This is a genomic window from Vibrio mytili (assembly GCF_049563345.1).
In the GTDB taxonomy this organism is placed as follows: Bacteria; Pseudomonadota; Gammaproteobacteria; order Enterobacterales; family Vibrionaceae; genus Vibrio; species Vibrio mytili.
Window position 1 is genome coordinate 70773 of the sequence record NZ_CP110481.1, and the last position, 23595, is coordinate 94367.

General features: G+C 45.5%; 22 protein-coding genes. 15 read left to right on the forward strand and 7 right to left on the reverse strand.

Translation table 11 applies throughout. The annotated features are described in order from the left end of the window. Positions 1-57: 57 nt before the first annotated feature. Both ONE56_RS00330 and ONE56_RS00335 read left to right on the forward strand, forming a co-directional pair. Positions 58-489 carry a hemerythrin domain-containing protein gene (locus tag ONE56_RS00330; RefSeq protein ID WP_041155726.1) on the forward strand — a complete coding sequence of 144 codons (432 nt, stop codon included), beginning with the start codon at positions 58-60 and terminating at the stop codon, positions 487-489. 172 nt (positions 490-661) lie between these two features. After that, the gene (locus tag ONE56_RS00335) at positions 662-2299 is read left to right on the forward strand and encodes a diacylglycerol kinase family protein (RefSeq protein ID WP_423840042.1); all 1638 of its coding nucleotides are present in this window, start codon (positions 662-664) and stop codon (positions 2297-2299) included. Positions 2300-2678: 379 nt separating this feature from the next. On the opposite strand, the gene ONE56_RS00340 is transcribed toward ONE56_RS00335, so the two are convergent. Both ONE56_RS00340 and ONE56_RS00345 read right to left on the reverse strand, forming a co-directional pair. Beyond that, complete coding sequence (locus tag ONE56_RS00340) at positions 2679-3080, reverse strand: hypothetical protein (RefSeq protein WP_041155728.1); 402 nt, start codon at positions 3078-3080, stop codon at positions 2679-2681. A gap of 119 nt (positions 3081-3199) precedes the next feature. Further along, complete coding sequence (locus tag ONE56_RS00345; RefSeq protein WP_331437292.1) at positions 3200-3634, reverse strand: DUF2383 domain-containing protein; 435 nt, start codon at positions 3632-3634, stop codon at positions 3200-3202. 509 nt (positions 3635-4143) lie between these two features. On the opposite strand from ONE56_RS00345, the gene ONE56_RS00350 reads away from it, so the two are divergent. Genes ONE56_RS00350 through ONE56_RS00365 form a run of 4 tightly spaced genes read left to right on the forward strand, consistent with a single transcriptional unit; the run spans position 4144 to position 6340 of the window. After that, positions 4144-4392, forward strand: a complete 249-nt coding sequence (locus ONE56_RS00350) for a hypothetical protein (RefSeq protein WP_041155730.1) — start codon at positions 4144-4146, stop codon at positions 4390-4392. A 54-nt stretch (positions 4393-4446) separates the two neighbouring features. Further along, positions 4447-4971: a hypothetical protein gene (locus tag ONE56_RS00355; RefSeq protein WP_041155731.1), complete on the forward strand. Its 525-nt coding sequence runs from the start codon at positions 4447-4449 to the stop codon at positions 4969-4971. Positions 4972-4975: 4 nt separating this feature from the next. Continuing rightward, positions 4976-5251, forward strand: a complete 276-nt coding sequence (locus tag ONE56_RS00360) for a DUF883 C-terminal domain-containing protein (RefSeq protein WP_423840043.1) — start codon at positions 4976-4978, stop codon at positions 5249-5251. Positions 5252-5284: 33 nt separating this feature from the next. Further along, on the forward strand, positions 5285-6340 hold the full coding sequence (locus ONE56_RS00365; protein ID WP_052481530.1) for an AI-2E family transporter: 1056 nt from the start codon (positions 5285-5287) through the stop codon (positions 6338-6340). 81 nt (positions 6341-6421) lie between these two features. Here ONE56_RS00365 and ONE56_RS00370 read toward each other — a convergent pair whose 3' ends face one another. After that, complete coding sequence (locus ONE56_RS00370; protein WP_423840044.1) at positions 6422-7327, reverse strand: DMT family transporter; 906 nt, start codon at positions 7325-7327, stop codon at positions 6422-6424. A gap of 242 nt (positions 7328-7569) precedes the next feature. Between ONE56_RS00370 and rmuC the strand changes: the two genes are divergently transcribed. From rmuC to tatC, 7 genes are all read left to right on the forward strand, one after another. Further along, positions 7570-9114: a DNA recombination protein RmuC gene (rmuC, locus tag ONE56_RS00375; protein ID WP_423840045.1), complete on the forward strand. Its 1545-nt coding sequence runs from the start codon at positions 7570-7572 to the stop codon at positions 9112-9114. 79 nt (positions 9115-9193) lie between these two features. Beyond that, a complete protein-coding gene (gene ubiE, locus ONE56_RS00380; protein ID WP_041155735.1) occupies positions 9194-9973 on the forward strand; it encodes a bifunctional demethylmenaquinone methyltransferase/2-methoxy-6-polyprenyl-1,4-benzoquinol methylase UbiE in 780 nt (259 codons plus the stop codon). Between the two features lie 10 nt (positions 9974-9983). Beyond that, positions 9984-10619: a ubiquinone biosynthesis accessory factor UbiJ gene (locus ONE56_RS00385; RefSeq protein ID WP_041155736.1), complete on the forward strand. Its 636-nt coding sequence runs from the start codon at positions 9984-9986 to the stop codon at positions 10617-10619. Next, positions 10616-12250 (forward strand): ubiquinone biosynthesis regulatory protein kinase UbiB, encoded by a 1635-nt coding sequence (gene ubiB / locus ONE56_RS00390; protein WP_041155737.1) that lies wholly within the window; start codon positions 10616-10618, stop codon positions 12248-12250. The genes ONE56_RS00385 and ubiB overlap by 4 nt, the downstream gene beginning before the upstream one ends. A 50-nt stretch (positions 12251-12300) precedes the next feature. Next, complete coding sequence (tatA, locus tag ONE56_RS00395) at positions 12301-12549, forward strand: Sec-independent protein translocase subunit TatA (protein WP_041155738.1); 249 nt, start codon at positions 12301-12303, stop codon at positions 12547-12549. A gap of 3 nt (positions 12550-12552) precedes the next feature. Continuing rightward, positions 12553-12951 (forward strand): Sec-independent protein translocase protein TatB, encoded by a 399-nt coding sequence (tatB, locus tag ONE56_RS00400; RefSeq protein ID WP_041155739.1) that lies wholly within the window; start codon positions 12553-12555, stop codon positions 12949-12951. Positions 12952-13032: 81 nt separating this feature from the next. Beyond that, a complete protein-coding gene (tatC, locus tag ONE56_RS00405) occupies positions 13033-13779 on the forward strand; it encodes a twin-arginine translocase subunit TatC (protein ID WP_331437288.1) in 747 nt (248 codons plus the stop codon). A 75-nt stretch (positions 13780-13854) separates the two neighbouring features. Here tatC and ONE56_RS00410 read toward each other — a convergent pair whose 3' ends face one another. Further along, positions 13855-15057, reverse strand: a complete 1203-nt coding sequence (locus tag ONE56_RS00410; RefSeq protein WP_041155740.1) for a cation:proton antiporter — start codon at positions 15055-15057, stop codon at positions 13855-13857. A gap of 138 nt (positions 15058-15195) precedes the next feature. Then, on the reverse strand, positions 15196-15963 hold the full coding sequence (locus ONE56_RS00415) for a TatD family hydrolase (RefSeq protein WP_041155741.1): 768 nt from the start codon (positions 15961-15963) through the stop codon (positions 15196-15198). 182 nt (positions 15964-16145) lie between these two features. Between ONE56_RS00415 and hemB the strand changes: the two genes are divergently transcribed. Together hemB and polA are read left to right on the forward strand one after the other, a co-directional pair. Continuing rightward, positions 16146-17183 (forward strand): porphobilinogen synthase, encoded by a 1038-nt coding sequence (hemB, locus tag ONE56_RS00420; RefSeq protein WP_423840046.1) that lies wholly within the window; start codon positions 16146-16148, stop codon positions 17181-17183. A gap of 664 nt (positions 17184-17847) precedes the next feature. Then, complete coding sequence (polA, locus tag ONE56_RS00425; protein WP_415679510.1) at positions 17848-20640, forward strand: DNA polymerase I; 2793 nt, start codon at positions 17848-17850, stop codon at positions 20638-20640. Positions 20641-21054: 414 nt separating this feature from the next. On the opposite strand, the gene ONE56_RS00430 is transcribed toward polA, so the two are convergent. Both ONE56_RS00430 and ONE56_RS00435 read right to left on the reverse strand, forming a co-directional pair. Continuing rightward, positions 21055-22188 (reverse strand): glycerate kinase, encoded by a 1134-nt coding sequence (locus ONE56_RS00430; RefSeq protein ID WP_423840047.1) that lies wholly within the window; start codon positions 22186-22188, stop codon positions 21055-21057. 17 nt (positions 22189-22205) lie between these two features. Next, positions 22206-23471: a GntP family permease gene (locus ONE56_RS00435; RefSeq protein ID WP_041155744.1), complete on the reverse strand. Its 1266-nt coding sequence runs from the start codon at positions 23469-23471 to the stop codon at positions 22206-22208. Positions 23472-23595: the final 124 nt, after the last annotated feature.

Sequence of the window (23595 nt, forward strand, 5' to 3'; positions counted from 1 at the left end):
CTTCTTTTTGGCCTGCTGTTCACAATCAACCGCCCACAATCAAATGAGGAATCAAAGATGAAAAACATATTTGATGTACTGAAAGAGAGTCATGAAAAGCAACGCCTTTTACTCGATGCTCTGATGGAAACGTCCGGTGATTCCCCTGCTCGTGAAGAGTTTTACCACAATCTAAAGTCTGAGCTCGAACAACATGCGGCTGCAGAAGAGCGCTTTTTTTACGCGCCACTGATAGAAAGTGATAAAACCATCGATCTCACTCGTCACGGCATTGCTGAGCACCATCAAATCGACAAAGTTATCGCCAAGCTTGATGAAACCGACATGAGCTCACCGGCGTGGTTAAACGAAATGAAAACGCTACGCCATAAAGTCCTGCATCATCTTGAGGAAGAAGAGCAACGATTTTTCCAACTCGCGGGTAAAGTGATGTCTGACAAGCAGAAGCGTCAGCTTGCCAATGGTTATTTGGACGAAATGGCCAGCTAACGGTTTTGCAGCCTTTCGTGTCGGATCGATACGAAAGGCTGCCGTTAAAGTTTACTTAGTCTCTTCTTCTTTTTCTTTGCATTTTCACTAACTCACTCATTTTCGCCTAATTTTAATATAAACCTGAGATTCATTCACCGAATCGTGCACTCGCTTAAAGCAAGGAGAGCGAATGTTTATCATCAAATATTATATTCTTGGTGCGCTAGTAAGTTTATTGGTCGCGATTTATACGCCTCAAATCATTATTAGCCTGTTGTTCTTGTGGGTTTCGCTCTCGCTTGCGTTAGTTTGTGTCGCCTATGTTTTCGACATACCTTCGATTTTCAGAAAAAACCAAGATGGTAAAATTATCTGGTGGATTCGCTGGGCATTCATCCCGTTTTTATTGGGAGCTAAAGCCTATAACGCATGGGAAAGACGTCGAGATACGGTACCACCCATTCAAAAAGTCAGTGACAATCTGTTCCTATCCCGCCGCTTGTTCCAGAGTGATTTAGATTTCCTCGAGTCGCAGGATATTTCTTGTATTGTCGATGTTACGGCGGAATTTGCTGGATTAGAAAGTGCGATGACAGATAAGCAATTCCACTATCTTTCTATTCCGGTGTTAGACCATAAAGCTCCAACGCTTGAACGGCTGCGCCATGCGATTAACTGGATTGATACTCAAATCGCATGTTCTCGCTCTGTTGTTGTACATTGCGCTTTAGGCCGCGGTCGGTCCGTGTTTGTGGTCGCGGCGTATTTGCTGAGTAAAGATTCTTCACTGACGGTTGAGTCTGTCATGAAAAAAATCAACAATGTGCGTAGCACTGCAAGGTTAAATAATTTGCAGCTCAGAACCTTACGCGCGATCAGTGAAAAAGGTGTCCTCGGTATAGAACCATCGACTTGGATGGTGGTCAATCCTGTCGCTGGTGGTGGAAAGTGGCAACAATATGAACAGCATCTGATTCGTGAGTTAACCAAAAAATACCGTCTGGATATTCATCAAACCAGTGAAGCTCTCAGAGCAGACCAACTCACGCAGCAGGCAAAAGAACGTGGAGCTAAGCAGGTGATTGTTGCTGGTGGAGATGGCACAGTCACGGAAGTGGCGAGTCAGTTGATTGATAGCGACATCAAGCTCGGCATTGTCCCGCTTGGCACTGCCAACGCGTTGTGCCATGTGCTTTATGGCGTCGGAGCAAAATTATCACCAGTAGAAAAAGCGTGTGAAGCCCTGCTTAAGGGGCAGTGTCAGCGTATAGATACCGCGGAGTGTAATCAGCGATCTATCTTGTTAGTGCTAGGGATTGGTTTAGAGCAAAAAATGATTGAGCATGCACAGCGAGAAGAAAAGAATGCGTTGGGACAGTTGGCATATCTAACGGGTTTTTTTGATGCGGTAGTGGCGGAAGAAACGCAAACCTTGACCATATCGATAAAAGGTTCATCAGATAAAGAACTCAGCGATAACCAACAACAAACGCTTGATGTACATAGTTTTGTTGTTGCGAATACCGCCCCGTTTAGTACCTTACTGGCGCAAGGTGGTGGTGCTCCGCAGCCCGATGATGGCCAATTACATATTACCTACTTAGACAATACGGAATCATTGGGTGATCGACTCATTGCATTGTCTGATCTGACATTGACCAGTTTAGGAGCGCAGAATGAATCGACCCTGTTTAAGTACGCTACCGCTCAGCAGATCACCATTGCTGCAGATAAACCTATTGATTATGTGATTGATGGAGAGCTTTATTCGGACAAAAAATTGGTTATCAATATTCGTCCTAAATCCTTAAGCGTGTTTGTCCCATGAGGAAAGCGTATCTCCTGTCGAGATGAGCTAAGCGTTTGGCCATCTTGCTATGTTCTAACAGCTAGTGTTCTAACAGGTAGAAAGAAAGAGAGTTCACCGAGGAAGCGTGTCACTTTTTACCACTCTCAACTCGGTTAAAAAACACAAGTCGGTTAAAAAACATGAGATAAAGATAAGGTCGCAGTGTCGCAGTTTTGACGCTGCGGCTTTTTGGTATTCGATCGAATGTTACTTCGTGTTTGAAATACTACTTCGTGTCTGATGGGGGGGCTTGTTACATCGACAGGGGTACATCGACAAAAACATCGAACTCGCCGAGCATCTTTAACGGGCAAAGATGCCATCAACGGTGATGAGAGTTAAATCAGGGTAGGTCTACCTACCCTGAGGTTTGAGGTAAGTGTTTTTCAATTTCATCATTTTCGACTTGTAAAGCGGCTAACCAGTAAGAAACTAAGGCCGTTACATTGGTGTCATCGATGGTTTTGAGTAGCACTTTTACTTCGTCCAATAACACCTTATTCATGAAATGCATCTCTTTATAATTACCAAGCTCGGCGACACCATGCTCTGTGGCATTTTCTGCAATGAATTGTTCACCGTCTTGATCGAAGAATAACTCAGCCATCTTTTTTATCATCACTTTCTCTATCTTCACGAATCGATAGGCTGCTCTTGCCAGTGTCATGTGCGATTGTGGATTCACCAGGGGCAGACACGTTTGGCGGTGATGTGTCATTTTTACGAGTAGCTCCCTTACTCGATGATTATCAAATGTCATACAAACCTCTTTAAGTTGTAGAAGTACAACAGCAATGGTCAAACGACGTGACCATTGCTTTGCTCTTGATGACTCGCTGGTGATTGTTTTATTACCAATTCTCTATCGGTTGTTACCAACTAGCTGATTAGGCTGATACTGCTGAGTTTTTCTTTCGCACTCTTGATATCACTACGAACTTTGAGTAGCACGGCGTTATCCGCTTGATCTGGTTGGTCTACAATCAGTTTTTCAATTTCTTTGAGTACCTTGCTTTCCACTCCTTCAAGCTGTTCGAGGTACATGGTTTCTTTGTCTGTCGAGACCTCTTTCATCACATCACTGTACACTTCACGAGCCTTGATGGTGTACGAAACAGGCGTATCATCCGCCGAATCATCTGTGTTTCCCACAGCGTGAGGTTGCAGTTCAAGCACGGCACGTTTGCGTGTTTGAAGCAGTTCCAGCAGCACCTGGTTCAGAGCGGTATTGTCAATGTTGTTAATCGCTTTGTCATAAATGTCATTGCCACTCTCAATGAGCTCAATGATCGAGGAGATATTTTCATTTTTCATCGCTCACTCCTTTAATGAATTTGCTAATGATGAAGGCTATTAGTGAAAGCCCACATCTATTGGTCAAGTTAATGTAGTGCGTCCAGATAATGTGGTGAGTTAGCTTTTTTCGCCTCACTTACCACTTATTCAAAGGTTAAAGTTTTACGCTCGCTAAGCGCTCAGCTTTGCACAAATCATTACACACGATTATTTGAACGTAAGCAGGGAGTGTGCCAATGGCATTTTATTTATTTTAATCAATCGGTTATTTATTTTTGTTGTGGTGATTCATGGTGTCACCGAGCAACGCTAAGAAAAATTTACAAGCATGAAGAAGAAAAACTGGAAATAATTACAAAGAAAGAGGGCGGTTTTGTGTGGATTTGTTTTTAATGTGTTTAAAAACAATAAGTTGTATTTTTGGCACGGTTATCGCTTTGTGTAGGAGTAGGTGAGTAGGAAAAGCAGATTCACTTGTTTTCTACTCAATACCTTAGCTTTACTCAATACATCAACGGAGGCTAGTCATGGCTAATACAAAACAAAGCACAGCGAAAACTCAAGAGCAGTTGGAAGAAGCATATCATTTAGCCGAGCAGGCAACGACTGAAGCGGTAGGTGCAGTGAAAGAACAGGCCAAAGAAAAGTTTGATGTGGGAGCGGAGCGAGTGCAACAAGCGACTAAGTCAGCAGAAAACGTGATTAAGGAACGTCCACTATTGAGTATCGGTTGCGCGTTTCTGGCCGGTTGGGCGGTATCAAAACTGATTAAGTAATTTCAGTTATCGCATTTAACGCATTAAGCCACTTAACAACAGGTAATCGTTCAAATGAGTAACTCTGGACCCGTACCGCATCAGCAACAAAGCGATCCAAGACAAGATACGCAGCCAGGCTCGACCACGGGGGATTGTGGTCGAGATCCCAACGGAGCTGAAGAGCAGGATATTCAACAAACCATTAATGGACTGAACTCAATTTTTTCTCAATTGGATACATTGACTCAGTCGTTAAAAGCATGGTCAGGCTCGACGTTAGAGCTATTCTTGTTGGAGGTCAAAGTGAACGCTTCTGCTGTTCAACAACTCTTGTTGAGCGCGGTTATCTTCACGTTGCTCTCGGTATTGTTCGTGTTCAGTTTGTGTCTTGCATCTGGTGTGGTGGCTTATCAACTGACTTTGAACGTGTACATTGCCGTGTTGGTATTCATCACCTCGCTAGCCTTAGCACTATTCGCTTTGGCTTGGTGGCAAAAGCGTTTAGTTGGTTTTCTTGGATTCAAAAATACCACTGAGCAGTTGCAGGAGGGTTGGGATGCACTCGCTAAGAAAGCTCAATCGAGCCGTGAAGATTAAGCGAATGGAAGGTAAGGCATCGTTGAAGCAGTGTTGCCTGACGATGGAAATGTTCACGTTTACGTCCAAGAAGTTTGTCAGAGAGCATCCTTGGACAACCTTAGGTATCAGTACCGTTCTTGCGATCGCTGCTGCGAAAACGGGTCGATTGTCGCGTTTGGCGTCTTCCATTTCTTCAATGGGGTTTCTCGCAAGCAGCGTATCCGATATTACTGAGTCACTCGCAAAACCAGTGAGTGCTGCTTCTCCTAACTCAGTCGACAGTGGCGATCCTCAATAACGGCTGTTAACTGACCTCAACCGGGCATACCTTATGACTGCAAAACTGAATCCGTCAACCAATATGATGATTGGCGTCGCTCTGCTGGTTCTTTTACTTGTGCCTGGGCTGTATTTTGCGAAACCCTTGGTGCTTCCTATTGTCCTAAGTGCTTTTATTTCTCTTTTGTGTAGCCCTTTAATCAATTACTTTGAAGACAAAGGTTTTCCACGTAGCATCACAGTCGTTACTACATTGACACTCTTGGTCGGCGTGTCCGTCGTGGGTCTCGTCGCCATGTTTGAACCAGCTAAACAGTGGTGGTCGGAACTACCTAGCATTGTTAAAAATGTGTCGCAAGAGGTAAGCGAGGTAACTCGAGCGTCGGCAGAACACATCGACTCCTCACTGAATATAACCAATGATATGAGTATGGGGGAGATGGGACACAATACGGTGTTTTCTTTGATAAAGACGCTCGCGACCACCGCTCCAACCATTTTGACCCAAGCGATGCTCGTGCTGTTTATGGTTTACTTTATGCTCAGTCATGGGCGGAGTTTGTTCCGTAAGTCCGTATCCAATCTGCATGACTTTTCGCAGCAGCGTAAAGCGGTAGAACTTGTCAGAGCATTGCAGAAAGATTTATCCCGTTATATCGCTACAATTACCCTAGTCAACGTATTGTTGGGAGTCACTGTCGGCTTGGTCTTTTATGTACTTGGCCTTGAAGACCCGTTCTTATGGGGTGCTTTTGCCAGTGTCATGAACTTTGCACCGTATTTAGGACCAGTTATCTCTATGATCTGCTTTGGGTTTGCTGCCTATTTACAATTTGAGTCTGTCAGTTTTATGCTCACCGTGGTGTCTTTGTATTTATTGCTCAATTTGGTTGAGAGCCAATTTGTCACTCCGACGTTATTAGGCAAACGGTTTAACTTAAATCCATTAGTCATCTTTGTTTGGCTGGTCTTTTGGGGATGGCTGTGGGGAGGCATGGGACTGTTAATCGGGATGCCGTTATTAGTCTGCATTAACATTATAGTTGAGCGGTTGGAGCTGTTTAAACTCAACCACATTGCTTCGTCAGAAGTTGCACACAGCGAATAACCGCGGTGATTGCTGATCTTTTAACCTCTCTCGGTTGAGGCTCGGTATGTGCTTATTTGCATTTGAGTTCCCAATCCATGATTACGTTACACTTGATGCTTTTTCTTTCTTGCCCAAGGTGACCTGCTGAATGACTAACCCAGTTATAATCAGCAGCAGACCTATGAGAGTGGAAGGGTGAATTTCTTCGCCAATAATGGTGGCGAGCAGCATCAGAGAAATGAACGGCGAAGCGAAAATCAGGTTACTAATGCGCGCCGTGTTCTGTGTTGATTTCAATGCGCTTAACCACAGGACAAACGTGATCCCCATTTCAAATAGACCAACATAAGTGACCGCTGCCCAACCTTTGGCTGAAATGGCTGCCCAACTCGCTCCCTCGTAGAGGCTTAAAGCGATGGTAAATGGGATCGCTACCAAGAAGCCGAGTAAAACGCCAACCACCGGGTCGGCCTTGTTTTTCGTGTTGAGAATCCAATAGCCAGCCCACAAAAGTGTCGAGAGCAAAGCTAAGCCGACGCCCAATGGACTCTCAAACGTCATGCTCAGTACATTGCCTTGTGTTGCGATGACAATGACCCCTAAGTAACTGAAGCTGCAGGCTATCCAGTCTTTACTACGAATTTTTTGTCCGAGAAAAACTGCGGCCATTAAGGTTAGCGTGATCGCCCAACTATAGTTGATGGCTTGTGCCTGCGATGCGGGAAGTAGATCATAAGCTTTGAATAAGATGAGGTAATAGGCCAGCGGATTAATCAGACCAAGCAGTAGGTAATACCAAGGGTTGGAGAGAAATGTATCGCTGAGTTGACTTAATTTGCCTTGCACGCTGCATACGGTGATAAGAGCAATAGCAGAAACCATGCTGGCGATACACAACATTTGGATCGGCGTAAACTCTGCAAGCGTGAGTTTAAATGCGGTTGCAACGGTTGACCAAAGTAATACTGCTGAGAGCCCAAATCCTAGGGCGTGACGCTCATTCATGATGCCTCTGTATATGTGAGATAATTGTATTGCGCGAGATAGCTCGAGAGATAAACCGTTTAAGTAATAAAAAGTTAACCTAGCCAAGCATACTATTTTGAATACCCAGTATATGCGAGGAATACATAGTGTATACGAGGAATACATAGTGTATGCGAGGATTTTTCATCCAACAAACTGGACATTTATCCAGTGTCTAAATACCATTGTTATAGATATAAAACACAGGCTAACTCGCTATTATGCAATGGATTCTTGAGCACCAATCTCTCCTTCTTTCTTCTCTTTGTGCCGCCGCTGTCAGTGGAGTGGCGGCGGGTTGGTGGGTAAAACAGCGATTTATCACCCAAACTCAGCTTCTGGAGCAGCAGTTAATCTCTGAAAAACAACTGCATCAACAGCAACTTGAGCAAGTTAAGCAAAGCCTTGCTGATGCTCAGCAAGAGCTTGATGAACTGGATGACGAAAGGGATAAAGCCGCATTTGAAGTTCGCCAAACCCACGGTAAATTGATGGCAGCAATGGAAAAGTTGCGCTACTTCGACGCCGTGAAGCAGGAACGGCAACAGTATTTTGATGAACTTGGGCAAATGCGTGAACACAAATCACGCTTAGAAACCCAACTAAGAGAGCAGCAAGCACGCCATGAACAGATCAATCAAGCGAATGCAGAAAAGTTACAAATCTTAGAGCAAGCGGAAGCGCGCCTGAAACAACAGTTCGAGCATCTTGCCAATCAACTTTTTGAAGAAAAAACCGCCAAAGTGGATGTACAAAACCGCCAGAGTTTAGACGCGTTGCTCACTCCACTCAGAGATCAATTAGATGGGTTTAAAAAGCACGTTAATGATAGCTTTAGTCAGGAAGCGAAAGAGCGTCATACCCTGGTTCATGAGTTGAAGAATCTGCAACGTTTAAATGAACAAATGACACGTGAGGCGGTCAATCTTACTCAAGCACTAAAGGGGGATAACAAGCAGCAAGGTAACTGGGGTGAAGTCGTATTGGCACGAGTTCTGGCTGAATCAGGGTTACGCGAAGGGCATGAATATCAAACCCAGGTTAACCTGCAAAATGAAGCGGGCAAGCGTTATCAACCAGATGTGATTGTGTATCTTCCCCACAATAAACAGGTGGTCGTGGACTCGAAGATGGCGCTAGTGGCATACGAGCGTTATTTCAACGCTGAAACCGATGCTGAACGTGATCAGGCACTGAATGCGCACTTGGTTGCTTTGCGCGCGCACATCAAAGGTTTAAGCATGAAGGATTACCACAAGCTCAAAGGTATTCAGAGCTTAGACTATGTGTTGATGTTCATCCCAGTAGAGCCAGCGTTTCAGGTGGCGATTCAAGCCGATCCTAGCCTCATCAAAGACGCGATGGAGCAGAACATTATTTTAGTTAGCCCTACGACTCTGCTGGTGGCGCTGCGCACCATCGATAATTTGTGGCGCAATGAACGTCAGAATGAAAACGCCAAAATGATCGCTGAACGAGCGACCAAGTTGTACGACAAACTGCGCTTATTTGTTGACGATATGGAAGGGTTAGGTGGGGCTCTGGACAAAGCCAATCAAACCTACCAAGGCGCAATGAATAAACTGGCCACAGGACGTGGTAATGTGATCCGCCAAGCGGAAAGTTTCAAACACTTAGGTGTGGAAATTAAGCGACCAATATCCTCAGACATCGCACAGCTCGCCCAGAGTGAATCATTTTCGGAAAATGAATCACCAAATGAACCGTTAGTAGAAAGACATCCGGCTGAGGATAAAGTAAACTAATCGCCCGCAGTATAGTGGGCGAATATCATTTGTCAGCAAACGCCCCGCAGTCAAAGAGTGCTGCCGAAGAGGAATTAGAATGACGGACAAAAGCGTGCAATCCAATACAGTATTAGACAACGAAACCACCCACTTTGGTTTCTCTACCGTGGCGAAAGACGAAAAAGTAACCAAAGTTGCGGAAGTTTTCCATTCAGTGGCAGCGAAATACGACATTATGAATGACCTAATGTCGGGTGGTATTCATCGTTTATGGAAGCGTTTTACTATCGATTGTAGTGGTGCTCGTCCAGGTCAACGCATTTTGGACCTTGGTGGTGGCACGGGCGATCTCACCGCAAAATTCTCGCGTATTGTCGGTGACCAAGGTCATGTCATCTTAGCGGATATTAACAACTCCATGCTCAATGTTGGACGCGATAAACTGCGCGACAACGGCATTGTCGGCAACGTGCATTATGTTCAGGCTAATGCCGAAGAGCTGCCATTCCCAGATGATTATTTTGACGTGATTACCATCAGCTTCTGTTTGCGTAACGTCACCGATAAAGATAAAGCGTTACGTTCGATGTATCGCGTACTTAAGCCGGGCGGCCGTCTGCTGGTGCTTGAGTTTTCTAAACCCATTCTCGACCCATTATCCAAAATTTATGACGCGTACTCGTTCCACTTATTACCAAAAATGGGTGAATTGGTGGCGAATGATGCGGAAAGCTACCGTTATTTGGCTGAATCTATTCGTATGCATCCAGATCAGGAGACTCTGGAAGGCATGATGCAAGAGGCCGGTTTCGAGAACACCAAATACTACAACTTAACCGGTGGTATCGTGGCGTTACACCGTGGTTATAAGTTTTAAGGGAGCAGGCATGCCATTTGAACCTCTTATCACGGCTGTTATTGAGACTTCTTTGAATACTCTGGTTAACGACGATCCTGCTTTGGTGCGTCGTCTTTCCCGCCTTAAAGGTCAGGTAATTCAAGTTCATCTTAAAGAGATCAACAAGACATTGACGTTTGTCTTTAGTCAGCAAATTGATGTGCTTGGGCACTATGAAGGTGAGCCAGATTGCTATCTATCTCTTCATTTAAGTGTGCTGCCTGAGCTGCGCGATCAAGCCAATATTACTCGTCTCATTAAGCAAGATAAGCTTGAGTTAGAAGGGGATATCCAGTTGGCACAGAAATTCTCTCAATTGATGGTGGATTGCAAACCGGATATTGAAGAATGGTTATCGCGAGTGACAGGCGATGTCGTGGCTCATACGGTGGTTCAAGGCTCAAAAAATGTGGGCAGCTTTTTAGTCTCGCAAGCCGAAAAACACCAGCGCCATATCGCCGAAGTGATCACCGAAGAGTGGAAGTTAGCCCCTGGCCCCTTGGAAGTCGCCTACTTTTGCGATCAAGTCGACGATGTTCGCAGCCAAGCTTCGCGTGTAGAAGCACGTTTGAATGCGATGTTGAATAATCAGGGTTTGGATAAGCCAATGTTGGAGAAATCATGACTCCAGCCGAATTAAAACGTTTATATCACATCGTCAAAGTTCAACTGGAATATGGGTTAGATGAGCTACTACCAGAGCATCAATTGACGAAAGCCCCACTATTGATGCGCAAAAGCTTATTCTGGATCAAAAACAAACACCCAGATAAACCGTTAGGTGATCGTCTACGCTTAGCCCTGCAAGAGCTGGGTCCGGTTTGGATTAAATTCGGTCAGATGATGTCGACGCGACGTGACTTGTTTCCTCCGCATATCGCCGATCCTCTAGCGTTGCTTCAAGATCAGGTGGCCCCATTTGATGGCAAGTTGGCAAAACAGCAGATGGAGAAAGCATTAGGTGCTCCGTTAGAAAACTGGTTTACCGAGTTTGATATCAAACCATTGGCGTCAGCGTCGATCGCTCAGGTGCATACTGCGCGTCTAAAAGAGACTAACCAAGAAGTGGTATTAAAGGTTATCCGCCCAGATATTCGCCCAGTGATTGATTCAGATCTAAAACTGATGCACCGAATGGCGCGTATAGTCGCTGGTGCAATGCCTGATGCACGTCGTTTAAAACCGGTTGAAGTGGTTCGTGAATACGAGAAAACCCTCCTTGATGAATTAGATTTGCGTCGAGAGGCGGCGAATGCCATTCAATTACGTCGCAATTTCGAGGGCAGCGAAGAATTGTATGTTCCTGAAGTTTTTCCTGACTTCAGTAATGAAACTGTCATGGTTTCTGAGCGAATATATGGCATTCAAGTTTCTGATATAGAAGGCTTGAAAGCAAATGGCACCAATATGAAATTGCTTGCTGAGCGCGGTGTGAGTGTGTTTTTCACACAGGTGTTCAGGGACAGCTTCTTTCATGCTGACATGCATCCAGGTAATGTTTTTGTCAAGCCAGCACATCCTGAAAACCCGATGTGGATTGGGCTGGATTGCGGAATCGTTGGTACACTCAATAGTGAAGACAAACGTTATTTGGCGGAAAACTTTTTGGCGTTTTTCAATCGTGATTATCGCCGAGTCGCTGAGTTGCATGTCGACTCAGGATGGGTTCCGGCAGACACCAATGTCGATGAATTTGAGTTTGCGATCCGCGTTGTTTGTGAGCCTATTTTTGCTAAGCCGCTGTGTGAGATCTCCTTTGGTCATGTGTTATTGAATCTGTTCAATACTGCGCGCCGATTCAATATGGAGGTTCAACCACAATTAGTCCTGTTGCAAAAAACGTTACTCTACGTGGAAGGCCTTGGCAGACAACTGTATCCGCAACTCGATTTGTGGGAGACCGCAAAGCCATTTCTTGAAGAGTGGATGATGAACCAAGTGGGGCCGCAAGCTTTAGTGAATGCCATTAAAGATCGCGCGCCATTTTGGGCGGAAAAATTACCGGAGTTACCTGAGCTACTTTATGATAGTCTCAAACAAGGTAAAGCCATGAACCAACGTATGGATCAGCTTTATCAAGGTTATCGTCAAAGCAAACGGCAACAGGCGACAGGTAAGTTTTTATTTGGTGTTGGCGCTACTTTAGTCGTATGCTCGGCAATATTGGTGGATAACGCTTTTGACCAGCTATCGTTAGCCTGCGGCATGGCAGGTGTCACATTCTGGTTGTTTAGTTGGCGAGCTTACCGTCGTTAAACGGTAAGCTCTTGAAATACATTTTTGTTTAAAGACCCGAGGTAAAAAGCATGGGTGGTATCAGTGTTTGGCAACTTCTTATCATTGCTGTAATTGTTGTATTGCTATTCGGAACCAAGAAACTGCGTGGTATTGGTAGTGATCTAGGCGGTGCCGTTAAAGGCTTCAAAAAAGCAATGAGCGAAGACGAAGATACAGCGAAAAAAGACAAAGACGCGGACTTCGAGCCAAAGAGTTTAGAAACGCAGCAACAAAAAGAAGCTGCTTCTGAAACGAAAAAAGATAAAGAGCAGGCGTAAAACGTGTTTGATATCGGTTTTTGGGAACTGGTATTAATATCTGTTGTAGGTCTTGTTGTTCTTGGGCCAGAGCGTTTGCCGCATGCGATACGTAGTGTATCTCGCTTCGTCGGTGCTGCTAAAAGTATGGCAAATAACGTCAAAGACGAATTGTCTCACGAGCTGAAAGTCCAAGAGTTGCAAGAAAACTTGCGCAAAGCTGAAAAGATGGGGATGAATGATTTATCCCCAGAACTGAAATCTTCGGTTGAAGAATTGAAGAAAGCGGCGCAATCTGTCAACCGCCCTTACGCAGAAAAAACTGATTCAGACGCTGATACTGTGAAAGCAGAGTCGGAGGAGGATTCAGCAAATAAAGCGGAAGAAGTTAAGGTGACAGCGGCAGATAAGAAAGCCGAATAGTCTCATTAGGAGGAGCTGCTAGGTCACAGACCTTATGTTGGTGGCTCCTTTTTGATCTGTTTTTTTATAAAGAGGTTTGCCATGTCTACCGTTGAGCAGACACAACCTTTAATTAGTCATTTGTTGGAGCTTCGCAACCGACTACTGCGCGCAATCTTGGCAGTATTGGTGGTGTTCGTTGGACTAGTTTATTTCTCGAATCACATTTACGAATTTGTTTCTGCACCTTTAGTTGAGCGATTACCTGAAGGGGCGACAATGATTGCAACGGATGTTGCGTCACCGTTTTTCACACCGTTGAAACTGACGTTGATCGCATCGGTGTTTCTCTCGGTTCCCTTTATTTTGTATCAGATATGGGCTTTCGTCGCGCCAGGCTTGTACAAGCACGAGCGTCGCTTGATCATGCCGCTGCTTTTTTCGAGCTCATTGCTGTTTTATTGTGGTGTTGCGTTTGCCTATTTTGTTGTTTTCCCGCTAGTGTTTGGCTTCTTTACTGCTATTTCTCTCGGTGGTGTGGAGTTTGCGACAGATATATCGAGCTATCTAGATTTTGTTCTGGCGCTGTTTATGGCATTCGGTGTGGCATTTGAAGTACCCGTGGCAATTATTTTGCTGTGTTGGACAGGAGCCACAACGCCTGAAGACCTGAAAACAAAGCGGCCTTATATTATCGTTGCGGCATTTGTGGTGGGGATGGTACTCACGCCACCGGACATGATTTCTCAAACCTTACTTGCGATCCCGATGTGTTTGTTGTTTGAAGTGGGCTTGTTGTGCGCTCGTTTCTATACACGCAAAGAGGAAGACGAAGAGATAGAAGAGTAGAACATTGATTTAATTTGCAAGAGAAAGAGCGAGCTGCATAAGCTCGCTCTTTTTGTCTCTAAGCTCAATAAAAAACTAATTTCTGCCAATACGTTCTGACAGAGCTCGGGCCGTAATACCGTGTAGTAACAGGCTGATAGTCACGGTACACGTTACCGTGAGGACGATGAACTTGCTTCCTGGTAATTCTGCATCGAGTACGATGATGGCAAAAACGATACTGGCCAGCCCTCGTGGACCAAACCACCCCATAAACCAACGATGACGAGCAGGGACCGAGCTACCGAGGAAAGAGAGATAAATGGGTAGCATGCGCACGAGGGTTAGGCTGATGATGGCATACACAATCATATTTGCCGAGAACAAACCAACGAATTGTCCAACCACCGAGGCTCCAAACAAAATCCAAGTCAACATTGCCAGTAATTCGGCAATACTTTCTGTGGTAAGAATCAGCTTATGTTTATGACGAGAAACGAGGTGCCCAAACAGCAATCCCCCGGTAAAAGAGGCGATATAACCACTGCCGTGAAGTGTTTGTGCGAGGCTAAAGCTTGTCAGAGCGATAGTGGCAACGGTTAGTTGTAGCCAGACTTCACTCAACCAACCTTTTTTCGCACTCCAGAACAGCAACTTGGTGCCGATGAAAGCCAAAGATACACCGACTAAAACACCAATGCCCAGCTCCTCGGCAAATACCGTTAAGGCATCGACGGTGCTGACATCAGCAAGGTTATTACTGGTGGCGATAGTAATTAATAGCAGCAGTATCGGTACGCACAGCCCATCATTGAGGCCGCTTTCTACATTCAATCCTTCGCGAATTGGCGCGGGGACTTTATGGTTGGCAATGACGGCTTTGCCTAATGCTGCATCGGTTGCAGCCAGCATGGTAGCAAGAATGGCGGCTTCTACTACGGTAAGCACATCGAACAAGACGACGGCTAACAAGGTACCTAAAAGGATTGCTCCAGGTAGACCCAGCAACAGCATGCGAAGAGGATAGATGGCTTTCTGTTTTAGAATACCCAGGTTGGAGTTGGCAGCATCTGAGAATAAGATCAGTGCTAAAGTTAGGTCGGCAAGCAGCCGCAAATCGTTCGCTTCTGCCGAGGTGCCAAGGATGTTCAAGCCATGTTCACCCAGTAGCAACCCGAGCAAGACGTACACAATGGGTCCAGAAATACTCGAATGCTCGATGCGTTTGGCAATCAAGGTATATAAGAAAACAATGCCAGCGAGAATACTGATAACCAAATAAACACGTTCTAAATCCATCGGTACTTCCTTGTCCGTGATTTGCTTGATAAATTGGGAGTATGACTCATTTTAGAACCTCAATTGAGCCTGTTCCACGTCTAATGCATTTATTTGCCTTGCTGTGCTTACCGTCTTGCTTGAATTATTGCTGCTGACTTATTGATTCAGATTAAACAGTGTTTCTGCATTGCTTGTTGTTTGCCGATCGATGTCGTCGATACTGACACCTCTCAGTTCCGCAATTCGTTGAGCAACGAGTGAAGTATAGGCGGGTTCGTTACGTTTACCACGATGAGGCACTGGCGCTAAATAAGGGCAGTCGGTTTCTAGGATAACCCACTGCATATCAAGGTGTGGGATGACTTTGTCCATACCGCCGTTTTTAAATGTCGATACACCGCCCAAGCCAAGATGAAAGCCTAACTTGTTAATCGCTTGTGCTTCTTCCAAGCTGCCACCAAAGCAGTGGAACACTCCTCGCAGCTGGCCATCTTGTTCTTGACGTAGCAAGGAGAGCGTTTCTTCAATGGAATCACGAGTGTGGATCACGACTGGTAAGTCCAACTCTTTGGCCCAGTTGAGCTGGGTGACAAACGCCTTTTCCTGTTCGGCGCGATAGGTTTTATCCCAATACAGGTCGATACCAATTTCGCCCACAGCAATGAACGAGTGTTTTTCAAACCAGCCGCGGATAATTTCTAGGCTTTGCTCGACGTTTTCGTCGACATAACAAGGATGTAGCCCCATCATAGAGCGACAAATCTCAGGATAAGCGGCTTCAGTTTGCAACATTGGTTCAATCGAATCCAAGTCAATATTTGGCAGCAAAATCTTATTGATGCCTTGTTCTAAGGCGCGGTTGACGACTTCATCTCGGTCGCCATCAAATTCACTGGCGTAGATATGTGCATGGGTGTCGATCATGGTTGGTCTCTAGCTTCTTTGTATGGGTGCTAATCGCAGTATACTTGAGTGTGAGTGCTGGGTCATTTTCCGATTTTTCCTCACCTTTTTTCTAATCATCACTCGCAACATGAATCAGGAGTGATATGATTTTGCTCACCAGATGATTTGATCATCATAACCGTCCAGACAAGGAGAACATGGTGTCTGTATCAATTCAAGGTCCATTCCCTGCACGCCGCATGCGTCGTTTACGTAAGCATGATTTTAGCCGCCGCCTAATGGCTGAAAACCAAATTACTGTTAACGATTTGATTTACCCGATGTTCATTCTCATGGGCAAAGATCGTCGTGAAAGCGTTGAATCCATGCCGGGTGTGGAGCGATTGTCGATTGATTTAATGCTAGAAGAAGCACAATACTTAGCCAATCTTGGTGTGCCAGCAATCGCCCTTTTCCCTGTCGTGAATCAAGATGCAAAAAGCATCTGCGCGACAGAAGCCTACAATCCAGAAGGTTTGGTCCAGCGTGCCGTACGCGCATTAAAGGAACATATTCCGCAAATTGGTGTTATCACCGATGTGGCTCTCGACCCATTTACTACCCATGGTCAAGACGGCATCATCGATGAAGATGGCTACGTAATGAATGACGAAACGACAGAAGTATTAGTCAAGCAAGCCTTGTCTCACGCCGAAGCCGGTGCTGATGTGGTTGCACCATCAGACATGATGGATGGTCGTATCGGTAAAATCCGTGAAGCGCTAGAAGCAGAAGGCCATATTCATACGCAGATCATGGCTTACTCCGCAAAATACGCTTCTAATTACTATGGTCCATTTCGTGATGCTGTGGGGTCTTCTTCTAACCTAAAAGGGGCGAATAAGAAGAACTACCAAATGGATCCTGCCAATATTGACGAAGCGATTCATGAAGTCGCGCTAGATATCAACGAAGGCGCTGATTCCGTGATGGTGAAGCCAGGTATGCCTTACCTAGACGTCGTTCGTCGCGTGAAAACCGAGCTCCAAGTCCCAACGTTTGCCTATCAAGTATCAGGTGAATATGCCATGCATAAAGCGGCCATTCTTAATGGCTGGCTCAAAGAGCGAGAGACGGTAATGGAGTCACTGCTTTGCTTCAAACGTGCTGGCGCTGACGGCATTCTTACTTATTTTGCCAAAGATGTCGCAGAGTGGCTGGCTGAAGAAAATGCACAAGCTGCCCAGCACCTTAAATAACGTTGTATCTAAAGTAACTGTGTATATCAAGTAACGTTGGAAGCGATTTAAGCGAGCGATGAAAAATAAATGATATTTTTTCTCATTTAACTATTGACTGTGAAATGAGAATCATTATTATTAACCCTGTCTTAGGGAATGAGGAAAGTTCTTAAGAGCGTTTGATTGCTGATTGACGATAGTTGAGAAGATAATGAAACGGTTTCAGGATCTGTACTAATTCTTTTTGACACGACATTGCTCACATTGCTTCCAGTGTAATTTATAGCTTATTGGTTAAGCGACCACATCGATGGTATCGACTTTACCGCTTCTGCTAGGCGACCCAATTGGGTCGCTTTTTTCTTCCCTACGATTTTATTTGACGTCACTATCTGTAACTTTTCCACATGTAAGGATCGTTTTAGGATCGTCGATCTTTTTATCCTATCCCGATCTATTTCATATAAAACAGTTGGTTATATTCATTGTTTCGCGTTTTTTTTGCTTTTGGATAACCAGTGGATAATTTCTATGAACAGAGTTATCCACAGGGTGAGGTGTGTTTTAGTGTATATACTCGCAAAATTTACGCGATCTGGATCGAGCGAACAAGATAGATTCAGATCAGCAGTCATGGCATCCTAGACCCATCTCTCAAGTACTAAATTGGATACAGACAAATATGGCAAGTATTCCTGAAAATCCGTTGATTCTTATCGACGGTTCTTCTTACCTCTATCGCGCATTTCATGCCTACCCTGGCACAATGAGCAATGGGGAAATCCCGACCAATGCGGTTTATGGCGTAGTGAACATGTTGCGCAGCATGATGCGTCAGTTTGCCTCCGAGCGTATAGCCGTGGTTTTCGATGCGAAAGGAAAAACTTTCCGTGACGATATGTATCCAGAATACAAAGCCAACCGCCCGCCCATGCCGGATGATCTTCGCTGCCAAATCGAACCGTTGCACAATGTAATTCGTGCGATGGGGTTACCTTTAATTTGTGTACCGGGTGTGGAAGCCGATGATGTGATTGGCACACTGGCTCATCAAGCGTCGCAAAAGGGTATGCCCGTACTAATCAGTACTGGTGATAAAGATATGGCGCAGTTGGTAGATGATAACATTACGCTGATCAACACCATGACGAACGTTGTCATGGATAGAGAAGGGGTAGTGGAAAAATTTGGTATCCCACCAGAGCTGATCATCGACTATCTGGCACTGATGGGCGATAAAGTGGATAACATTCCGGGTGTTCCGGGTGTTGGGGATAAAACGGCAACGGCCTTGTTGCAAGGTATCGGCAGTTTGGAAAAGCTGTACGAAAACTTAGATGATATAGCCCCATTGGGTTTCCGTGGTTCTAAAACGATGGCAAAGAAACTTATCGACAACAAAGAGAATGCAATGTTGTCTTACGAGTTGGCGACCATCAAACTGGACGTCGAGCTTGAAGAAACCCCAGAGTCGTTAGTTAAAGGTGAACCGAATAAAGATGAGCTGATTCAACTGTATGGACAGCTGACCTTTAAATCGTGGCTGAATGAGCTGTTAGAAGGTGGCTCAGGCTCGACGGAAGCGGTTGAACTCGCAGGCTCGACACAAGCTCATTCATCTTCTGCTCAGTCTGAGTTGGAAGCATCTGCAGTCACCATTGACCGCAGTCAGTATGTAACGATTTTGGATGAAGAGACGTTTAACGTATGGTTAGAAAAGCTTAAAGCCTCTGACCTGTTTGCATTTGACACGGAAACCGACAGCCTCAATTACATGGTAGCTAACCTCGTCGGTTTATCATTTGCCACCGAAGAAGGTGTTGCTGCGTATGTACCAGTTGCACATGATTACTTAGATGCGCCTCAGCAACTGGATCGCGATTGGGTATTAGCGCAATTAAAACCAATCTTAGAGGATGAGTCTCAAGCCAAAGTGGGCCAGAACTTGAAGTATGATGCTTCTGTGCTCGCGCGCTATGACATTGAGATGAAGGGCATTAAACACGACACCATGCTTGCTTCTTATGTCTATAACAGTGTGGGTGGCAAGCATGACATGGACAGCTTGGCGCTGCGCTTCCTGCAACACAGCTGCATCTCATTTGAGCAGATCGCTGGTAAAGGTAAAAACCAGTTAACCTTTAACCAAATCGAACTTGATCAAGCAGCACCTTATGCGGCGGAAGATGCCGATATCACGTTACGTTTGCATAACCGTTTGTTTGCCAACATTGAGCAAGATGAAAAGCTGAAATCAGTTTATGAAGAGATCGAAATGCCGTTGGTGCCAGTTCTCTCTCGCATTGAACGTACGGGTGTATTGATTGATGACATGAAGCTGAGTGCGCAGTCGGTAGAAATTGCCGCACGCCTTGAAGAGCTCGAACAAAAAGCTTACGAGATCGCAGAGCAAGAGTTCAATATGAACTCACCAAAACAACTGCAAGCGATCCTGTTTGATAAAATGGGTTTGCCAGTTGTGAAGAAAACCCCTTCTGGCACACCATCGACCAATGAAGAAGTGTTGCAAGAGTTGGCGTTGGATTATCCATTACCTAAGCTGATTTTGGAATACCGTGGCTTAGCGAAGCTCAAGTCAACATATACAGACAAGCTACCGAAGATGATCAACCCAACCACAGGGCGAGTGCATACGTCGTACCATCAAGCGGTAACCGCTACAGGACGTTTATCTTCGACCGAACCAAATTTACAGAACATTCCAATTCGTAACGAAGAAGGGCGTCGTATTCGTCAGGCATTTGTTGCGCCTGCTGGATGCAAAATTCTTGCGGTTGACTACTCGCAAATTGAACTGCGTATCATGGCTCACCTTTCCGGTGACCAAGCTTTGTTGGATGCCTTCCGTGATGGAAAAGACATTCACACCGCCACAGCTGCCGAAATCATGGGCATCGATATTGAGCAAGTGTCTAGCGAGCAACGCCGCCGAGCAAAAGCGGTTAACTTCGGCCTTATTTATGGCATGAGTGCGTTTGGTTTAGCAAAGCAATTGGGTATCCCGCGCGGCGAAGCTCAGACTTATATGGATAAGTATTTCGAACGTTATCCAGGCGTTATGCAGTATATGGAAGATACGCGCAGCACTGCAGCAGAAAAGGGGTATGTTGAAACCATTTATGGTCGCCGCTTGTACTTGCCTGAAATTAAGTCACGTAACGGGATGCGTCGTAAGGCTGCGGAGCGTGCTGCGATCAACGCGCCGATGCAAGGTACCGCGGCAGACATCATTAAAAAAGCGATGCTTTTGGTGGCGGAATGGATTCAAGCTGAAGGTGATGGCCGAGTGAAGTTGTTGATGCAAGTACACGATGAACTGGTATTCGAAGTCGAAGAGTCAGCATTGTCCGAAATTGAAAGTAAAGTACAGAAACTCATGGAGTCAGCTGCCGAATTAAAAGTCCCTCTTGTTGCGGAAGCGGGGCATGGAGAGAGCTGGGATCAGGCTCATTAGTCACTTTTAAAGCAAAATGTTCAATTAAACATGAGCCAGCGCACAAACGCTGGCTTTTTTTTGATGTTAAAAAAGACGGGGAGTTCTGATGCTTAATGTTGCTTAATAAAAGTTTAATGAAAAAAAACTACAAAAATTCTTTGCAATTATGACTAATTGTTGTACATTAATACTCGTAGGGTACAGAGGTAAGATGTTCTATCTTTCAGACCTTTTGTTTCACGTTATTGGATTAGGCTGATTCAGCCGCCCCAGTCAGTTTTTGACTGGGGCGTTTTTTATTGGGCGAAAGAAAATTTTTTAGCTCAATTATGTTGAGGTTGCTTGGGCATGAAAAAAGGGAAGCAAGCGGCTTCCCTACATCATTGATTCATTCGCCGATCGCTGAAGAGCATTAACATCGCCGCGAGGCATCTATTTCCTTAGCGAGTAGGTTTGGGCAATATTGCGCGATGTTTGCTCTACATTTTCAGCCGCTTCTTTCAAGGCTGTGGCGAGATCTGTTGCTCTATTTACGACCGCAAAGACGGCATCAATACCGTGTGCGTGAACCACACTGCAATCGGACGACAAGCAACCAGCGATGCCAATGACAGGTAAGCCATATTGTTTCGCGCTACGGGCGACGCCAATCGGTGTTTTACCGTGAATGGTTTGACTGTCGATTCGGCCTTCTCCGGTAATGACTAAGTCAGCATCTCTAAGAACGTCACTAAGATTCACCGCATCCATGACAATGTCGATGCCCGGTCTTAGCTCTGCGTCTAATAGTCCAAGCAGCGCTGCGCCTAAGCCACCTGCTGCTCCCGCCCCTGCCATCTCTTTTACGTCTTTACCGAGTTGTGCTTTCATCACCTCTGCGTAATGGTTTAAGTTGTGATCAAGCTGCTCGACCATCTCTGGTGTCGCGCCTTTCTGAGGACCAAATACATGTGATGCGCCTTTCGGACCACATAGTGGGTTATCTACATCACAAGCGACTTCCAAACGAATATTTGCTAAACGAGGGTCGAGGTTTGAGGAGTCGATGGTTACTAAGTTCGCCAGTGCACCACCACCATGAGTCAGTGACTGACCAGCAGCATCTAGCATGCGAATGCCTAAGGCCTGAGCCATACCTAAGCCGCCATCATTGGTTGCGCTGCCGCCAATACCAACAATGATATGCTCTACGCCACGATCAAGCACTGCTCGAATCAATTCACCAGTACCGTATGTTGTTGTCAGTAACGGATTGCGGAACTCAGGTTCAACTAGGTGTAGACCGGATGCTGCCGCCATTTCAATAATGGCCGTTTTACCGTCGCCTAACAAGCCGTAGAAGCCTTCTACTTGTTGGCCAAGCGGGCCGGTGACGTGATGTGAGACGATTCTTCCACCAGTCGCATCCACCAGGGATTGAACGGTACCTTCGCCACCATCTGCCATTGGCAATTTTATGTATTCCGCGTGAGGTAATACGTGTTTGAAACCTTTCTCAATAGAGGTTGCCACTTCCATTGCGGTCAAGCTTTCTTTATACGAATCAGGAGCAATTACAATTTTCATTTTTTTACCTCAATGCCTTAAACAAACAGACCGAATACACCAAACATCATCACTGAGACAAATGCGATCATTAATCCAACCGCAGACTCATAAGGAATAAGTTTAAGACGCTCACGGATGTCCATATGTACCGCCCCACCTGTTGCATGGAAAAAGCTACCGTGTGGCATGTGATCTAATACGGTTGCACCAGAGTGAATCATGGCTGCGCCAGCAAGTGCAGGAACGCCAAGTTCGAGAATAGTGTGACTAAATACGTTTGACGCTACCGCTGTACCTGCGGTAGTTGATGCGGTCGCAAGCGACATCATCGCACCAGAAATTGGAGCAAGTAGGTAAGAAGGTAAACCAGATGCGGTAAGAATATCGATCAGACCGTCTTTAAGGCCAGAGTTGGCGATAATACCAGCCAGTGTTCCTGTACCAAGAAGCATGACTGCAACAGGCGCCATACGGCTTAGGCCTGATACTGCGAAATGGTTAGTGTCTTTGAAACGACCCATCACAACTGCACCAATAAGACCGCCTAACGGTAAGGCGATTAAAGGGTCGACGTTAATACCCGCAATAGGACGAAGAGCGAGTAGGGCGATAGCAACCAGTGGGGCAATAATCGCAGCGGTGAAAGTCGGCAGTTTGCTATGATCGACCGCGACCACTTCACTTTCCGCGACTTTAGTGCCTTTGTTGACCAATTTTTTAGCGATGAAATAAGCCAGAATTAGACCACATAAACCCGGTACAACACCTGCTGCCATGACCGAAGTCAGCGGAACATCAAAGGCATCGGCGGCGGCAATCGCATTTGGGTTTGGCGACATGACGTTACCCGCTTTACCGCCACCGACCATAGCGAGCAAGATAGCGGTTTTTGAAATGTCCGCACGGCGAGCAATAGCGAGCGCAATAGGCGATACAGTAATAACGGCAACATCAACAAATACTCCGACAGCCGTCAGGATCATCGTTGCTAGCGCCAGAGCCAGCAGCGCTCGAGTTTCTCCGACCTTTTTGACAATAGTTTCTGCGATAGATGTGGCAGCACCAGATTCGATTAACACGCCAGCAAGAACACCGGCGGCCAGTATACGCAGAACGGCAGTAACAATGCCTTGAGCGCCACCAATCATTAAACCAACGGTTTCAGTGAGCGACACACCGCCAACCACCCCACCAACTAGGGCACCGATGATCATACCGTAAGCAGGCGGCACTTTTTTCAGAATTAATGCTATCGCGACAACGAGTGCTGCGAGCGCGCCGAGAGTAGAGACTTCAATCATGTTCTATTTCCATAGTTGTAAGAATTATTTTTAGCCAAATATAGGGATTGAAGTAAAAAGCGTCTTTAGCCATTCGGACAAATAACCCTGTTCAAATAGTTGTATTTTTGTAGGTTTGCACAAA

Excerpts from the sequence above, each read along its gene's own strand:
- ONE56_RS00330 (WP_041155726.1), top strand. The coding sequence starts at position 58 with ATGAAAAACATATTTGATGTACTGAAAGAGAGTCATGAAAAGCAACGC.
- ONE56_RS00335 (WP_423840042.1), top strand. The coding sequence starts at position 662 with ATGTTTATCATCAAATATTATATTCTTGGTGCGCTAGTAAGTTTATTG.
- ONE56_RS00340 (WP_041155728.1), bottom strand. The coding sequence starts at position 3,080 with ATGACATTTGATAATCATCGAGTAAGGGAGCTACTCGTAAAAATGACA.
- ONE56_RS00345 (WP_331437292.1), bottom strand. The coding sequence starts at position 3,634 with ATGAAAAATGAAAATATCTCCTCGATCATTGAGCTCATTGAGAGTGGC.
- ONE56_RS00350 (WP_041155730.1), top strand. The coding sequence starts at position 4,144 with ATGGCTAATACAAAACAAAGCACAGCGAAAACTCAAGAGCAGTTGGAA.
- ONE56_RS00355 (WP_041155731.1), top strand. The coding sequence starts at position 4,447 with ATGAGTAACTCTGGACCCGTACCGCATCAGCAACAAAGCGATCCAAGA.
- ONE56_RS00360 (WP_423840043.1), top strand. The coding sequence starts at position 4,976 with ATGGAAGGTAAGGCATCGTTGAAGCAGTGTTGCCTGACGATGGAAATG.
- ONE56_RS00365 (WP_052481530.1), top strand. The coding sequence starts at position 5,285 with ATGACTGCAAAACTGAATCCGTCAACCAATATGATGATTGGCGTCGCT.
- ONE56_RS00370 (WP_423840044.1), bottom strand. The coding sequence starts at position 7,327 with ATGAATGAGCGTCACGCCCTAGGATTTGGGCTCTCAGCAGTATTACTT.
- rmuC (WP_423840045.1), top strand. The coding sequence starts at position 7,570 with ATGCAATGGATTCTTGAGCACCAATCTCTCCTTCTTTCTTCTCTTTGT.
- ubiE (WP_041155735.1), top strand. The coding sequence starts at position 9,194 with ATGACGGACAAAAGCGTGCAATCCAATACAGTATTAGACAACGAAACC.
- ONE56_RS00385 (WP_041155736.1), top strand. The coding sequence starts at position 9,984 with ATGCCATTTGAACCTCTTATCACGGCTGTTATTGAGACTTCTTTGAAT.
- ubiB (WP_041155737.1), top strand. The coding sequence starts at position 10,616 with ATGACTCCAGCCGAATTAAAACGTTTATATCACATCGTCAAAGTTCAA.
- tatA (WP_041155738.1), top strand. The coding sequence starts at position 12,301 with ATGGGTGGTATCAGTGTTTGGCAACTTCTTATCATTGCTGTAATTGTT.
- tatC (WP_331437288.1), top strand. The coding sequence starts at position 13,033 with ATGTCTACCGTTGAGCAGACACAACCTTTAATTAGTCATTTGTTGGAG.
- ONE56_RS00410 (WP_041155740.1), bottom strand. The coding sequence starts at position 15,057 with ATGGATTTAGAACGTGTTTATTTGGTTATCAGTATTCTCGCTGGCATT.
- ONE56_RS00415 (WP_041155741.1), bottom strand. The coding sequence starts at position 15,963 with ATGATCGACACCCATGCACATATCTACGCCAGTGAATTTGATGGCGAC.
- polA (WP_415679510.1), top strand. The coding sequence starts at position 17,848 with ATGGCAAGTATTCCTGAAAATCCGTTGATTCTTATCGACGGTTCTTCT.
- ONE56_RS00430 (WP_423840047.1), bottom strand. The coding sequence starts at position 22,188 with ATGAAAATTGTAATTGCTCCTGATTCGTATAAAGAAAGCTTGACCGCA.
- ONE56_RS00435 (WP_041155744.1), bottom strand. The coding sequence starts at position 23,471 with ATGATTGAAGTCTCTACTCTCGGCGCGCTCGCAGCACTCGTTGTCGCG.